13 protein-coding genes are annotated in these 14,179 nt (G+C 63.6%); 11 read left to right on the plus strand and 2 right to left on the minus strand.

The annotated features are described in order from the left end of the window. Window positions 1-5 precede the first annotated feature (5 nt). Window positions 6-1,328, minus strand: coding sequence for a histidinol dehydrogenase (hisD, locus tag LB515_RS04195; RefSeq protein WP_224706843.1), 1,323 nt, complete (start codon window positions 1,326-1,328; stop codon window positions 6-8). Between the two features lie 196 nt (window positions 1,329-1,524). Then, entirely contained in the window at window positions 1,525-2,298 is a 774-nt protein-coding gene (locus LB515_RS04200) for an SDR family NAD(P)-dependent oxidoreductase (protein WP_224706844.1), read from the minus strand. A 187-nt stretch (window positions 2,299-2,485) separates the two neighbouring features. Between LB515_RS04200 and LB515_RS04205 the strand changes: the two genes are divergently transcribed. The 11 genes from LB515_RS04205 to LB515_RS04255 all read left to right on the plus strand — a co-directional run bounded on the left by LB515_RS04205 (window position 2,486) and on the right by LB515_RS04255 (window position 14,003). Then, on the plus strand, window positions 2,486-4,573 hold the full coding sequence (locus tag LB515_RS04205) for a N,N-dimethylformamidase beta subunit family domain-containing protein (RefSeq protein ID WP_224706845.1): 2,088 nt from the start codon (window positions 2,486-2,488) through the stop codon (window positions 4,571-4,573). A 1-nt stretch (window position 4,574) separates the two neighbouring features. Next, complete coding sequence (locus tag LB515_RS04210; protein WP_224706846.1) at window positions 4,575-4,724, plus strand: hypothetical protein; 150 nt, start codon at window positions 4,575-4,577, stop codon at window positions 4,722-4,724. Between the two features lie 664 nt (window positions 4,725-5,388). Then, entirely contained in the window at window positions 5,389-5,658 is a 270-nt protein-coding gene (locus LB515_RS04215; protein WP_224523003.1) for an acylphosphatase, read from the plus strand. Window positions 5,659-5,821: 163 nt separating this feature from the next. Beyond that, a complete protein-coding gene (locus LB515_RS04220; protein WP_224706847.1) occupies window positions 5,822-6,472 on the plus strand; it encodes a Rieske 2Fe-2S domain-containing protein in 651 nt (216 codons plus the stop codon). Further along, window positions 6,469-7,314: an aromatic ring-hydroxylating oxygenase subunit alpha gene (locus tag LB515_RS04225; protein ID WP_224600629.1), complete on the plus strand. Its 846-nt coding sequence runs from the start codon at window positions 6,469-6,471 to the stop codon at window positions 7,312-7,314. The genes LB515_RS04220 and LB515_RS04225 overlap by 4 nt, the downstream gene beginning before the upstream one ends. Next, the gene (locus LB515_RS04230; RefSeq protein ID WP_224523006.1) at window positions 7,311-7,970 is read left to right on the plus strand and encodes a glutathione S-transferase family protein; all 660 of its coding nucleotides are present in this window, start codon (window positions 7,311-7,313) and stop codon (window positions 7,968-7,970) included. The genes LB515_RS04225 and LB515_RS04230 overlap by 4 nt, the downstream gene beginning before the upstream one ends. Before the next feature lies 1 nt (window position 7,971). Then, window positions 7,972-9,351: an amidohydrolase gene (locus LB515_RS04235; protein WP_224706848.1), complete on the plus strand. Its 1,380-nt coding sequence runs from the start codon at window positions 7,972-7,974 to the stop codon at window positions 9,349-9,351. Between the two features lie 26 nt (window positions 9,352-9,377). After that, window positions 9,378-10,472 carry a BMP family ABC transporter substrate-binding protein gene (locus tag LB515_RS04240; protein ID WP_181174715.1) on the plus strand — a complete coding sequence of 365 codons (1,095 nt, stop codon included), beginning with the start codon at window positions 9,378-9,380 and terminating at the stop codon, window positions 10,470-10,472. Between the two features lie 2 nt (window positions 10,473-10,474). Beyond that, window positions 10,475-11,998 carry an ABC transporter ATP-binding protein gene (locus LB515_RS04245; protein WP_224707156.1) on the plus strand — a complete coding sequence of 508 codons (1,524 nt, stop codon included), beginning with the start codon at window positions 10,475-10,477 and terminating at the stop codon, window positions 11,996-11,998. Further along, window positions 11,995-13,095 (plus strand): ABC transporter permease, encoded by a 1,101-nt coding sequence (locus LB515_RS04250; protein ID WP_224706849.1) that lies wholly within the window; start codon window positions 11,995-11,997, stop codon window positions 13,093-13,095. The genes LB515_RS04245 and LB515_RS04250 overlap by 4 nt, the downstream gene beginning before the upstream one ends. Next, window positions 13,092-14,003: an ABC transporter permease gene (locus LB515_RS04255; protein WP_224706850.1), complete on the plus strand. Its 912-nt coding sequence runs from the start codon at window positions 13,092-13,094 to the stop codon at window positions 14,001-14,003. The genes LB515_RS04250 and LB515_RS04255 overlap by 4 nt, the downstream gene beginning before the upstream one ends. The last annotated feature ends 176 nt before the right edge of the window (window positions 14,004-14,179 follow it).

Below are 14,179 nucleotides of genomic sequence, written 5' to 3' on the forward strand. Positions count from 1 at the left end.
TCCGCTCAGACCGAGAGATAGCGGCTGCGGATTTCCGACACCGCGTTTTCATGCGAGCTGAAGCCTTCGTAGCGGGCGAGCCTGCGCGCATGCCGGGCGAGTTCCGGATAGGCCGCCGACGTCACATAACCGACCGACGAGCGCTTGACGAAATCCGTGACCGACAGCGGCCCATAGGTGCGCGCCCACCGGCTGGTCGGCAACACGGCATTGGGCCCGAGGACAAAGTTGGCGAGCGTCACCGGCGTATGCGGACCCATGAGGATCTCGGCCGCTTCGGTGATGTGCCCGAGATGCGCGAACGGTTCCTTCGACAGGATCTCGAGATGCTCCGGAGCATAGTCGTTGATGAAGCGATAGCTGTCCTCCAGGGACGCGGTCAGCACGATGCCGCCGCGCTTTCCGGTCAGCACAGCGCGCGAGAATTCGACGCGCTGTTCGCTCATGCGGGACCAATGCTGCGGCAGCGCGGCAAGCGCGGCCTCGGCGACCTTGCGGCTGTGCGTCACCAGATAGGCCGAGGAATCCGGCCCGTGCTCGGCTTCGATCAAAAGGTCCAGCGCGGCAAGGCCGCCATCGACGCTCTCATCGGCAAAGATAATGGCTTCGGACGGGCCGGCCGGAAGGCCGGTGTTGATGACCGTGGACAGCAGGCTCTTTGCCGCCACCACCCAGGGACTGCCCGGCCCGACGATCTTGACGGCGGGCTTCACCGTCTCGGTGCCATAGGCGACAGCAGCGACCGCCTGGGCGCCACCGCATTTGTACACGGTCTCGACGCCGGCGAGGCGTGCGGCAACCAGGGTCGCGGCATCGACGGATCCATCGGAAGTCGGCGGCGTCACGATCGCTATCTGGGGCACGCCGGCAATCACAGCCGGGACCGAGGTCATCATCGTCACCGACGGGAAGGCGCCCTTGCCGCGCGGAACGTAAAGCGCCACGGAGGCGATCGGGGTGTATCTGTCACCCGCATAGGCGCCCGGCCGGACTTCCTTCAGCCACATCGTTTCCGGACGCTGCTCCTCGTGGAAATGCCTGATGTTCTCGATACCGAACCGGATGCTCTCCACGACATCCTTTTCGACCTTGTCGAATGCCGCGTCGAACTCCGCTTCCGAGACCTTGAGCCCGCCATCGGCCACATCGGCCTTGTCGAGCTCGCGCGCGAACCGAAGCAGGGCCGCATCACCTTCGGTCCTGACCGCCTCGATGATCGGACGGGCTTTTTCGATGAAGACCGAAAGATCGGCTTCGGCGCGCCTCAGCAGGCTGGCCCGCCGGTTGGCATCGAGGGTCGACAGGTCGTGGAAGCTGATATCGGACATGGCTGCTCCTTCTCCTGGAATGCAGTGGCGGTTGGCGATGGCCGGTCACACGCCTGGAAGACCTTTGAGACCGGCAATACGGGACAAGGACCGCAGATAGAACCATTGCCAGCCTATAAAGTATATACATGTACGTATAACGGCTGCCAGCATTTTCTGCGTCCAGCAAACTCGAGCTCAGCTGATGAGAGGCCACTCAGATCGACGCGAGAAAGCCGCCATCGACCGGGATGGACTGACCGGTGATGTAGGCCGAGGCATCGGAGGCGAGGAATACCGCAATCCCGTGCAGGTCCGACAGGTCGCCGAAGCGATGCTGTGGGATTTTGGCGAGCATCGATTGCCGCCATGCCTCATTGCCGTAGAACACTTCCGTCATTGCCGTCCTGAAATAGCCGGGGGCGATGGCGTTGACCCTGATCCCCAGATCCGCCCACTCGGCCGCCAGAGCGCGCGTCATGCCGAGCAGGCCCGACTTCGACGAGCCATAGGGCACAGCCGTCGGAATCCCGACTTCGGAGGTGAGCGAGCAAAGATTGATGATGACGCCGGGCCGACCGGTGTCCTTCATGTGCCGCGCGGCGGCCTGGGCGCAGAAGAATGCGCCTTTGAGATTCGTGTCGACGATCCTGTCCCAAAGCGCTTCGTCGACATCGAGCGAGGGGCGGACTTCCTCCATCCCGGCATTGTTGACGAGAATATCGAGACCGCCGAGCAGGCCGGCGGCCTCGGCCGTCGCCGCCCTGCAGCGGCCGACATCGGTGACGTCCAGGGCGATGGCGTGCGCCACCCCGCCGGCGGCGCGGATGGCTGCCGTCGTCTCCCCAAGCGAGGCAAGGCTGCGTGCCGTGACGGCGACATCGGCGCCGGCCGCGCTCAGCGCCTCGGCAATGGAACGCCCGATGCCGCGGCTTGCCCCGGTGACGAGCGCTTTCCGGCCCGACAGGTCGAAGAGCGGAGCGTTGCGCATGCGATCCTCCTTGGCACGGCCGGCTTGGCCGATCTCCCACGAGGCTAGCCGGTAGAACTTACCTATACAAGCATATACAAATCATTTGGGTTGCGATAGTGATTGAGGGGTATGCACGATAACCGGTCGATCTGGAACCGAGACTGCGAAGTCGCTCTGTCATTCATGGATTTGAGAGGCACGATCGATGCGCCGCTTGGTTGACCATGGAGCGATGAGCGCGGTCGGCTATACCACACCCTGGAGCGTGAGGCCCGGCCAGCGGGTAGAACTTTGCCTCTCCTGCAGTCGATCGATAAAGAGCGTGCGGATATGCCGGCTGGACACGCAAGCCGCGGATTTTGTGGATTGGCCAATCGAGGCGACATCCGAGCCCGACGCGCATCGCAGCTTCGATCAAGGATCGTACCTCCGCCTGCGTGCCGAGGAGCTTGCGAAGGGGCCGGCGATCAAGGGCATCCGCTTTGAGCTGCTTCTCACCCGCAATATGGGGCCGCGCACCATCCTGGAAGCGGGGTCCTTTCTGCTGAGCCTTCGCGATGGGGCAATCACTTTGGAGGTGCGGAACGATCGCCTGTTCACTGCGCAGGCTCTGCCAGGGGTTTGGCTGACCGTCGAGCTCGGCCTGGATGAGGACGAGCCGTTCTTCAAGCTGAAATCTCACGACCTCCTTGCCCCTTATGAATTCAAGCGGCGTTTGCCCAACGCCGAATGGCATTCGCAAGGGACCGACATCCTCTTCGGAGCGAGCGATTGTCGAAGTGAGCTAACGCTCAACGCGAGATTTGCGGCTATTCGGCTGGAGACTTCTCAGGGGCCAATCGCCTGGGAGTTCCCGACTCTGCTGCCGACTGGACCGATCCTGTCTTCCGGCGGACCGGTTCCGCTGGCGCTCGATGTGATCAATCAGCCTACATTCTGCGTGACATCGGAGCGCTGGGACGGATCAAGCTTCGACCCCCGGCTCGTGCCTTCGCACTACGATGCCGTCCATTGCCATGATGATGACATGGGACCGCTCGATTGGCCCGCTTCCCACCGCGCCGCGGTGCCCGAGAATGCAAAGCCGGGCGTGTACGCTTTCCAGGTGGAATGGGACGGCGGCTACGAGCGCATCGTGTTCTTCGTCACCTCCGCGCGTGCCTCCTCACCGCTGCTTTATCTGCTGCCGACCGCGACCTATCTCGCTTACGCGGACGAGTATCTCCCCGACCATCTTTATGAATGGAAGTGCGACGATCGCGGACACCGCTTTGCCATCGCAAACAGCCTCAAGTCGCTCTACGACTATCACTCCGATCTCAGCGGCGTGTCGATCTGCTCCTATCGCAAACCCAAAGTGACATTGCGGGACGACTACAACTACCCGCTATGCGGCTGTCCTCACAACTTGCCGGTCGATCTGCATTTCCTCAGATTCTGCAACGAGAACGGCATAGCGCTCGATATCGTCACCGATCACGATCTGCATCGGCAGGGGATCGAGGCTCTCCGCGGGTATCGGGCCGTCGTGACCGGAAGCCATCCGGAATACATGTCGACCGAGATGGAAGGGGCGCTGCGGCAATTCGCGGCCGAGGGCGGCAGCATCGCCTATCTCGGCGGAAACGGCTTTGCCGGAACGGTCGCCTTCAAGGACGACCTGATGGAATTGCGCCGCTCGCCCCTGGAACCTGGCCGCACTTGGGATGGTCCGGTCAGCGAACAATATCTGTCGATAACCAACGAGCCTGGCGGCCACCTTCGCTCCCGGGGCCGTGGCGAGTTTTCACTGGTCGGCGGCGCGATTTCGCTGATGGGTTTCGACGGCGCGCGCCCGTTCACGCGAACGCCCGAAAGCCACGCGCCGGAATGCGCATGGTTGTTTGAAGGCATCGAGGACGAAACCTTCGGTTCGGAAGGCATCGTATTGGGTGCCGCCGCGGGTTACGAGGTGGATGCGACGAACCCGGCCCTGGGCACGTCGGCCGACACCGTCGTGATCGCCCGCGCGACGGACTTTCCGGCCGGCTTCTTCCAGGATCCCTCGCGCTGGTACGCGGGCGGGGATGAAGAACGCGTCGGCCGTCGCTGCGCCGAAATGACGTTACGAAATCTTGCTGCGGGTGGCCTGATCTTTTCGGCAAGTTCGGTCGCCTGGTGCGGTGCGCTGCCTGCCGGCAAAGCAATGAACGACGTGGGGAGGATCACCCTGAACCTGCTCAACCGTCTCTCGCATTGCAAAGCAGGAGGCCAACTCCGACGCCCGGCGATCAAGCCTGATGAGGAGCACTGAAATGCTGAAGAGATTGGGACTGGTGGTCTTCGTGGTCGCGGCAACCATGAACTCCGCCTGCGCGGATACCATGGCGCGCCCGAAAATTGTGGAAGGCCATGCGGGCTTGAGCATTCATTGCTGTCCTGTGAACGCGGCCACGCGAACGTGATCGCAGTTACGCTCGATCTGATCGGGTCGGAAAGGCTCAAACGATCGCGAGGCCGGTAGCATCAGACACAGCCAGTTCGTTAACGCGGCGGAACTGGCAATTGGCCAGATCGCCACCGACTTGCGCCCGTCACGGGCGCTCGACCATATCCTGCCGGCGCGAGAAAGCGCTCTCGGCAGCGGCGTGCTGGAGATCGCGGGAGTCATTCTGGTCGGCCCTGAGCGTGAATATGCTTTTTACCGACCCCAGAGATTTCGCCATGTCCCTCTGCCATTCCTCTGTCGCATGGCTACGACGCGGCGGCAGGCCTCCACGCCGAGGCGCCGCTCGAAAAAGGTTTGAGCCGCCATATTCCGTTTAGCTTCCGGTCTTGATCTGGGTCCAGAGGCCCTCGATCCGCCAGGATAGGTCGCGCTGGGAAGCCAGCGGCCTATACGATCCCTCAATCCCGTAGCGGGTCGTCGAAGGCATATCAACCAGGTCGTGAGCGCGACTAGTTGGAACGAAACCTGTCTGTCGATCTTGGGAATCAACTCGCATATAGCGGTCTTCGACTTCAGGTCTGGCGTAACGACGCTCTCAAAAGCAGATGCTTCAGCGATTGAGCACGATGTAGATAGATAGATAGATAGATAGACAGATCAGCTTCATGCCGAGGTTTTCTATGAGCGAGCAAAATCGATGTTCCTGGCGGGAGCGCATGACGATCCTCGGCGATGTCCAGGTGGCATCCTTTCTTCCGTGGATCGAGCGCCATGCTGCCAAGCTCGGGCTCGCGCAGGAAATATGCTTTGCCGGTCCCGACCGCATTGAACTCGATATTGCCGGTCCGGCCGAACTCATCGACATGATGGAGATGGGGTGCTCTCTTGGACCAATCGATGTCTGGGTCGAGACCATCCGCCGGGCGCCGATCGAGAGCGAATCGGGCTAGGTTTCTGGGCCTGCGGCCCTCTGCCTGCCGAGGTGTGATGCACCTTTTTTAGGCATTATTGCCAGTGAGGAAATGTTGTGCAAACGTAACCCGGCGTATTGGCATATCCTTGACCGCGAAGCTTCGCTCGGGAAGATGCTGGTGCCGTTTTGAAAGTTGATGCATGCCGTCTTATCCCACCGGCTCATGGATGCCTGTTGCCCTCTCCGCGGACTTGCCGGCGGGAACCGTTATGCCGGCGCAATCCCCGGCCGGACCGGTTGCCCTTTGGCGAACCCGCTCCGGCCGTGCGGCGGCTTTCGCCGACAGATGCCCTCATCGCGGCATGCGACTTTCCCACGGCTTCGTACGCGGTGAGACCCTGGCCTGCATTTATCACGGCTGGAGCTACGCCAAGGCGGGAAACTGCCAGCGCATTCCGGCCCATCCGGCATTGACGCCGCCGGACACGATTCGTGTCGCGACGCAGCACGTCGAGGATGGCGGCGGCATCATATGGATTTCGGTTGGCGAACCCGCCGCCGGGCCGCCGCGGTTCGAGGGCCTTGCGCCGCTCCGCTCCATGGTGGCGGAAGCGGACATCGCGGCGCTGGAGGCGGCCGCGGGCACGACGGCCGCTGGAGACCTGCTCGACTACACCTATGATGACCGGACCGTCCGGCTGCTGCTTGCTCCCGATGGACAGGCGCGCACGCTGATGCATGTTTTGGTGGACGAGGACAGCAATCCGGACGAGCGCATCGCCGCGTCGAGGGCCGCCGAGGCGCTGCGGCGGGCGGCCGAGGATATTGCACGCGCCGGAATCGCCCGATGACCCGCAACACGATGATCGACGGATGGTACCCTGTCGGCCTTGCTAGCCAGCTCGATGCGCATGGGCGCAGGACGGCCCTGATGGGCGAGCCGATCGCGGTGAGGCGCGGCGAAGATGGAAACGCGAAGGTCACGGGCGGCAACGGACGTGACCTGCCGGCCTGCATCCGCTATGGCCATGTCTGGTCGTCGCTCGGCAATCCACAAAAGCCGCTGTTTGCGATCCCCGAGGCCGATCAGCCGGGCCGCCGGCTCGTCGATGTCGGGGTGGTACGCGTGCGCTGCTCGCCATTGCGTGCGGTGGAGAACTTCCTGGACATCGCGCATTTTCCCTTCGTGCATACCGACATACTGGGGGCCGAGCCGCATACGGAGGTGCAGAACTACAAGGTCGAGATCCGAGAGGACGAAGACGAGGTTTGGGCCACTCAGGTGAAGTTCTACCAGCCGCAGGCCGCCAAGTCGGCGGAAGGTGGCATCACCACGGAATACATGTACCGCGTGCCCGCGCCGACCTGCTCGGTGCTCTACAAGACCTGCCCGCCTCGCCCGGCGGAATGGGACGTCATCACACTTTTCGTGCAGCCACTTGCCGAAGACCTATGCGACGTCTGGCCATGGATGGCGCTGTTCGATGACGAAACACCGATGGCCGACCTGATCCATTTCCAGCAGACGATCTTCGTTCAGGACCGATCGATCCTCGAAAACCAAATTCCGACGCTGCTCCCGCTCGATCCCGGCATGGAGATTCCCACGCGCGCCGACCTTACCTCGGTTGCCTACCGGCGCTGGCTGAAACGCCACGGCTACACCTACGGCGCGCAACTGGTGGCGCAATGAAGCTCTACGACTACGTGCTGTCGCCGAGCTGCTATAAGGTGCGCCTCATGGCTGCGCTGATCGGGGTGACGCTCGACATCCGTCCTGTCGACTTCCATCCCGGTCGCGAGCATCGCGGTCCTGAGCTCATGGCGCTCAATCCGGCCGGTTCGATCCCGATCTTGGAGGATGGCGACCTCGTGCTGACCGAATCCTCGGCCATGCTGGTCTATCTCGCCGCGAAGGCGGCACCCCAATGGCTGGGCAATGATACGGTCGGGCGGGCGGCGCGCGTCCAGCAATGGCTCTCCTTCTCGCACCGGCTAACCGCGAGCCTTGGGGCGGCGCGCTTGCACGAGATGCTGCTGCGTCCGGGCAATATCGCCGCCCTTCGGGAGCAGGGAATAGCGGCCCTGCGGGAGCTGGAAGCCGGCCTCGTCGAACAGCATATCCGCGGCCAGCGCTTCCTCGCGTCGGATCGACCGACGATCGCCGACATTGCCTGCTTTCCCTATGTTGCGCTGGCGCCGGACGGCGGCGTTTCGCTCGACCCCTATCCGGCAATCCGGCTCTGGTCACGGGCGGTCCGCAGTCTCGAGGGTTTCATCGAGATGCCGGGCATCCACCGGCTGCACGAACTGACGCCCGCGCCCGTCCTCGAAGTCGGCGAGGCCTGACGTGGCGGGCTATTTGCTGAAGGGCTGCGCTGCGGTCATCGTGGACGAGGGCAACGGTCCGGATATCCGACGCAATGTCGATGTCTTGACCGACGGCCCGGCAATACGGGCCATCGGCGCAGGCCTCGACAAGGCAGAGCTGCCCGTTGGAACAATCACGCAGGACGCCGCTGGCTGGTTCGTCTATCCCGGCCTCGTCAACACCCATCACCACTTCTTTCAATGCTTCGTGCGCAACCGCGCCGATCTGGACTGGACGAAGCTGTCGGTCATCGAATGGCTCGACCGCATCTATCCCATTTTCTCGCGGCTGACCGAGGAATGCTTCTACCACGCATCGGTCACGGCGATGGCCGAGCTGATAAAGCATGGCTGCACGACGGCATTCGACCATCAGTATTGCTTTCCGCGGCAGGCGGGCAAGCGGCTGATCGACCGGCAGTTCCAAGCAGCCGAACTGCTCGGCATGCGCTTCCATGCCGGACGTGGCGGCAACACGCTGCCAAAATCGGAAGGCTCGACCATCCCCGACGCCATGCTGGAAACGACCGACGAATTCATCGCCGACTGCGCCCGGCTAATCGACGCCTACCATGATGCCGGTCCCTTCGGCCTGCGGCAGGTCGTCGTCGCGCCGTGCCAGCCAGTAAACTGCTATCGCGACACCTTCGTGGAATCGGTGGCGCTGGCGCGCGACCGCGGAGTGCGCATGCATACCCATGTCGGCGAGGGCGAAAGCCCGGTAATCGAGGCCCGTCACGGCATGCGCACGGTGGACTATTGCGCGGACATCGGCTTCTGCGGGCCGGATACCTTCTATGCCCATTGCTGGGAACTGACCCACGACGAGCTGCGCAAGATGGCCGCGAGCGGCACCGGCGTCGCCCACTGCCCGGAACCGGTCTATCTCGTCGGCGCCGAAATCACCGACATTCCGGCGATGTCGGCCTTCGGCCTCCGTGTGGGTCTGGGCTGCGACGGCGCCGCCTCGAACGACAATTCCAACCTGATGCACTGCATCCATTCCGCCTACATGCTGCAGTGCCTGTCGGCGTCGACGCGCGACCATCCGGTGCCGCCGCCGGCCGATTTTCTCGGCTATGCGACGACCGGAGGCGCGGCATTGCTCGGACGCGGCGACATCGGAAGGCTGGCGCCCCGCATGGCCGCCGACCTTTTCGCCATCGACACGCGGCGCATGGACTATGTCGGCACGCGGCACGATCCGCTGAGCCTGCTGGCCAAGGTGGGCATCGGCGCGCCGACCGACATGACCATGATCAATGGCCGCATCGTCTGGGCCAAAGGCGAATTCCCGGGGCTCGACGAGGCCAGGCTGTTCGCGCAAGCCGAGGCGGCGCTTGCGACGGTAGAATTTTAGAAACCAAAACAAGGGGAACCGACATGCTGACAAATCTTACCCGCAGAACATTGATGAAAGGCGCGGCCGCCTCTGGGCTCGTCGTGGCGGTGGGCGGCCGCGCGCTCGCCGCCGACGAACCTCTGGGCATCGTGCTCGTGGTCCCGTCGCCGGTCGGCGATGTCGGCTGGGGCCGTGCGCTCGCCGACGGGCTTGAGCCTGTGAAGGCAGCCTACGGCGACAAGGTGAAGGTGACCATCATCGAGAACATACAGGAAGGACCCGATGCCGACCGGATCATGAACAAGGCGGTCGCCGACGGGAACAAGTTCCTGGTCGCCGGCTCCTTCGGCTATCAGAACGGCGCCCTGCAGATCGCGCGCCGCAATCCCGATGTAACCGTGCTGCACGCTTCCGGTTTCCAGGTGGCGCCGAACTTCTCGCCCTTCGCGGCCCAATATTCCCAGGGTACCTACCTTATGGGCATGGCGGCAGCCGCGCTTTCGAAGACTGGCAAGCTCGGCTCGGTCTCTGCCTTCGCCATTCCCGAGCTGATCACCTCCATCAACGCTTTCACGCTGGGAGCGCAGGCGGTAAAGCCCGATGTAGAGGTTTCGGTCGTATGGGTGAACTCCTGGTTCGATCCGGCCAAGGAGCAGGAGGCCGCCAAGGCGCTGCTGGCGCAGAAATGCGACGTGATCTTCTCCAACGCGCAGGACACACCCTCCGTCGTCTCGGCCTGCGAGGAAGCCGGCATCCCCGCCTTCAACCTCAACTCGTCGATGAAGAAATACGCGCCCAAAACCTATCTCGGCTGCGTGGCGACCGACTGGTCGCCCTTCTTCAAGGCCTCGGTCGATGCCCACATCGCCGGCACCTTCAAGGGCGCAAACGCTTTCCTGGGTGTGGGCGACAAGGTGGTCGAGGTCGTTGACTGGAACCCGGGAATCCCGGCCGACATGATGGCCAGGATCAAGGACGTTGAAGCCAAGATCGCCGACGGCAGCTTCTCGCCCTTTACCGGTCCGATCGTCAAGGCCGACGGCAGCGAGGGCGTGCCCGCCGGCAAGACGATGACCGGAGCCGAGATCGTTGCCATGGACTGGCACGTCAAGGGTGTCACCACGCCGCTGCCCAAGTGACCGTGACCGTCCCGCTCCTGTCGCTGCGCGGCATCTCCAAGAGCTACGGCCAGATCCATGCCAATCGAGACATCGATCTGGATGTGGCTCCGCGCTCGATCCATGCGATCCTCGGGGAAAATGGAGCGGGCAAGTCGACGCTGATGAAGCTGATCTACGGCGTCGAGCAGCCGGACGCCGGAATGGCGACCTGGAAAGGAGACCCCCTGGCCCTCGCTTCCCCCGCGGATGCGAGGCGCAAGGGGATCGGCATGGTCTTCCAGCATTTCTCCTTGTTCGAAACACTGACGGTGGTGGAGAACATCCGCCTGGTCGTGCCCAAGGGCAAATCGGAAATCGCGGAACACATCCGTGCGCTCGGCCGCGACTTCGGACTCGAGGTCGATCCGCTTGCCCATGTGCACGCGCTGTCGGTGGGAGAACGGCAGCGGGTGGAGATCATTCGCTGCCTGATGACCGAACCCCAGCTTCTGATCCTCGACGAACCGACCTCCGTCCTGCCGCCGCAATCGGTGGACAAGCTGTTCGAGACTTTGCGGCGGCTGCGCGACGGCGGCGTTTCGATCCTGTTCATCTCGCACAAGCTGGAGGAGATCCGGGCGGTCTGCGACCGAGCGACCATCCTGCGCGGCGGGCGCGTCACCGGCCACGCGGACCCGCGCGACCATGACGCGCACGACCTCGCCCGCATGATGATCGGCCGCGACATGCCGCAGCCCATGCCGGCGTTGGCGCATTCCGGTGGCGAAAAGCGCCTCGAAATCGTGGGCCTGGACCATCAGCCCGATGATCCCTTCGCCGTGCCGCTTTGCGACGTCAATCTGACGGTGCGTGCCGGTGAGATCCTCGGCATAGCGGGCATATCGGGCAACGGGCAGAGCGAACTCGCGGCGCTGATCTCTGGCGAAACGGTGCTGCCGCGCCAAAAGTCCGATTGCATCTACATGATGGGAAAGGATGTCGGCGCGCTCGATACGGCCGCCCGCCGCCGGCTGGGCTTCGCTTTCGTTCCGGAGGAACGGCTCGGCCGCGGCGCGGTGCCGGAAATGTCGCTCGTCCTCAACAGCCTTCTGACCGCCCATCCATTCGGCCTGCTGAAACGCGGCCTTGTCGACACAGCCCGGGCGAAGGCTTTCACCGAGGACTGCATCCGGCAATACGACGTGCGCACGCCCGGTTCCGAAGCGGAGGCTGGCGCGCTTTCGGGGGGCAATCTGCAAAAGTTCATAGTCGGCCGCGAGATCATGCTGTCCCCGAAATTGCTGTTCGTGGCGCAACCCACCTGGGGCGTGGACATCGGCGCGGCCTCCGCCATCCGCCGGCGCCTTGTCGCCCTGCGCAACGAAGGCATGGGCATCCTCGTCATCTCGGAGGAGCTGGAGGAACTGTTCGAACTCTGCGATTCGATCCAGGTGATCCATCAGGGCCGGCTGAGCCCGCCGCTGGTGACGCGCGATACCAGACCCGAGGAGATCGGCCGCTACATGATCGGCGCGCATTCGATGGCCACGAAGGTCCCGGCATGAGCGCTCTCTCCGGTCCGTTCCTTCCGGTTCTGGTTCGCCGGGAGCATGCCTCGCTTACCGTGAAGCTGGTCGCCCCGCCCATGGCGCTCGCCCTGGCGACGCTGCTTAATCTCGGCCTCTACCTCCTGATGGGCCGCGATCCGGCCGCTATTTTCCACGCGATGCTTCTGGAGCCTTTCCTGTCCTGGGCCTCGTTCTCGGAAGTTCTGCTGAAGACGGGGCCGCTCCTGCTGATCGCGCAGGGGCTTGCGATCGGCTTTCGCGCGAAGGTCTTCAACATCGGCGCCGAGGGCCAGTTCATCCTCGGCGCGATCTTCGCATCCGCCATTCCCGTCTGGTTCCCGCAGGCAACGGGCCAGTGGATCTGGCCATCGATGCTGGTCATCGGCGCGCTGGGCGGCGCGCTGTGGGCGTCGCTAACGGCTTTCTGGCGCGTGAAGCTCAACGCAAACGAGATTCTCGTGTCGCTCATGCTGGCGCTCGTTGCCGCGCAATTGCTCAATTATCTGCTTCTCGGCCCCTGGAAGGATCCGAATGGCTTCAACTTCCCGCAATCAGTGATGTTCCAGTACGACGCGATGGTGCCGATCCTGATCCCCGGCACCCGCGTCAACGTCTCGCTGCTTGTCGCCTGCGCCTTCTCCCTCGGCGCCTGGGTGTTCATGCAGAGGAGTTTCGCGGGGTACAAGCTGCAGGTCGGCGGCCTCGCGCCGCGCGCCGCCGGATACGCCGGCTTCAACGAAGGACGCGCGATCTGGCTTTCGCTCCTCGTCGGTGGCTTCGCGGCGGGCCTCGCCGGAGCGGCCGAGGTCGCCGGGCCGCTCGGACAGTTGCAGCGCTCCATCTCGACCGGCTACGGCTATGCCGCCATCATCGTCGCCTATCTCGGAGGCCTTCACCCCGTCGGTATCGTCTTTTCCGCGTTGCTCATGGCGGCCCTCTATATCGGTGGCGATAACGCCATGGTCTCGGCAAATCTGCCGGTCGCTGCGGTCAGGGTCTTCCAGGGCAGCCTGCTGCTTGCCTATCTTGTCGCCATCGCCTTCGTCCGCTATCGGCTCGAATGGCGCCATGCCGCCCACGCAAGCACGCCATGAACGCCGTGGAGTTCATCATCGCCGGGATGTTGGCGGCGGCTACGCCGTTCCTTCTGGCGGCGCTCGGCGAACTGGTGGCAGAGCGCGCCGGGGTCCTCAATCTCGGTGTGGAGGGCCTGATGGCCCTCGGCGCAGTCATCGCCTTCATCATCGTCTATCAAGGCGGCGGGCATCTCCTGGGCTTCCTCGCCGCTGGTCTCGCCAGCGCCGCTCTTTCCCTTGTCTTTGCGGTCGTGGCGCTGGGATTCCGGGCGAACCAGGTTGCGACGGGCCTTGCCATAGGCATCCTCGGCCAGGGCCTGTCGGCGCTGTTCGGCAAGAGCTTTGAGAGCCTCACGGTCAAAGGGCTTCCGAAGCTCTCATTGCCCTGGCTTTCAGATATCCCGGTCATCGGCGGCTTGTTCAGCCAAGACATTGTCGTGTGGCTTTCGCTTGCTGCGACCGTCGCCATTTGGGCGGTGTTCGCCTACACCAAGACCGGCCTCGTCATCCGCGCCGTCGGCGAGAATCCCAAGGCGGCCCGTGCGCTCGGCTATCCGGTAATCGCCGTGCGCTTCGCCGCGGTCGCTTTCGGCGGCGCGTTGGCGGGTTTTGCCGGTGCCTACGCGGCCGTGGTCTACACTCCGCTCTGGGCCGATGGCATGATCGCCGGGCGCGGCTGGATAGCGATCGCGCTCGTCGTCTTCGGCACTTGGCTTACCAGCCGTATCTTCCTTGGTGCTTGCCTCTTCGGCGCCGTGTCCCTCGCAAGCCTCGCGGCCCAGACAACTGGGCTCGACGTTTCCTCGCAACTTCTATCGAGCCTACCTTATCTCGTGACAATCGTCGTGCTGGGCATCATTTCTTCGAACCGGCGTCTGCTCAAGCTCAACGGCGTGGCTTCGCTGGGAGAGCCTTTCGAACCATAGTGTCGCTCGCCGCCCGGGCGCTATAACCCGACATCTGAGCTCAGGTCGCACCATACCCCTGGCGCATGAAGGGTTGACGAGTTTGAGAATGCCGAGCAGCTCGCCGCATAGCTCGGCATGGACCTCGCCGCGCTTGTCGCCGGGCGTGAGCACGATCTCTCCTATCAACGAGCGCA

The sequence above is a fragment of the Mesorhizobium sp. CA15 genome, from assembly GCF_020165215.1.
Lineage (GTDB): Bacteria > Pseudomonadota > Alphaproteobacteria > Rhizobiales > Rhizobiaceae > Mesorhizobium.

Coding starts and splice junctions, on each gene's coding strand:
- hisD (WP_224706843.1), bottom strand. CDS start 1,328: ATGTCCGATATCAGCTTCCACGACCTGTCGACCCTCGATGCCAACCGG.
- LB515_RS04200 (WP_224706844.1), bottom strand. CDS start 2,298: ATGCGCAACGCTCCGCTCTTCGACCTGTCGGGCCGGAAAGCGCTCGTC.
- LB515_RS04205 (WP_224706845.1), top strand. CDS start 2,486: ATGCGCCGCTTGGTTGACCATGGAGCGATGAGCGCGGTCGGCTATACC.
- LB515_RS04210 (WP_224706846.1), top strand. CDS start 4,575: ATGCTGAAGAGATTGGGACTGGTGGTCTTCGTGGTCGCGGCAACCATG.
- LB515_RS04215 (WP_224523003.1), top strand. CDS start 5,389: ATGAGCGAGCAAAATCGATGTTCCTGGCGGGAGCGCATGACGATCCTC.
- LB515_RS04220 (WP_224706847.1), top strand. CDS start 5,822: ATGCCGTCTTATCCCACCGGCTCATGGATGCCTGTTGCCCTCTCCGCG.
- LB515_RS04225 (WP_224600629.1), top strand. CDS start 6,469: ATGACCCGCAACACGATGATCGACGGATGGTACCCTGTCGGCCTTGCT.
- LB515_RS04230 (WP_224523006.1), top strand. CDS start 7,311: ATGAAGCTCTACGACTACGTGCTGTCGCCGAGCTGCTATAAGGTGCGC.
- LB515_RS04250 (WP_224706849.1), top strand. CDS start 11,995: ATGAGCGCTCTCTCCGGTCCGTTCCTTCCGGTTCTGGTTCGCCGGGAG.
- LB515_RS04255 (WP_224706850.1), top strand. CDS start 13,092: ATGAACGCCGTGGAGTTCATCATCGCCGGGATGTTGGCGGCGGCTACG.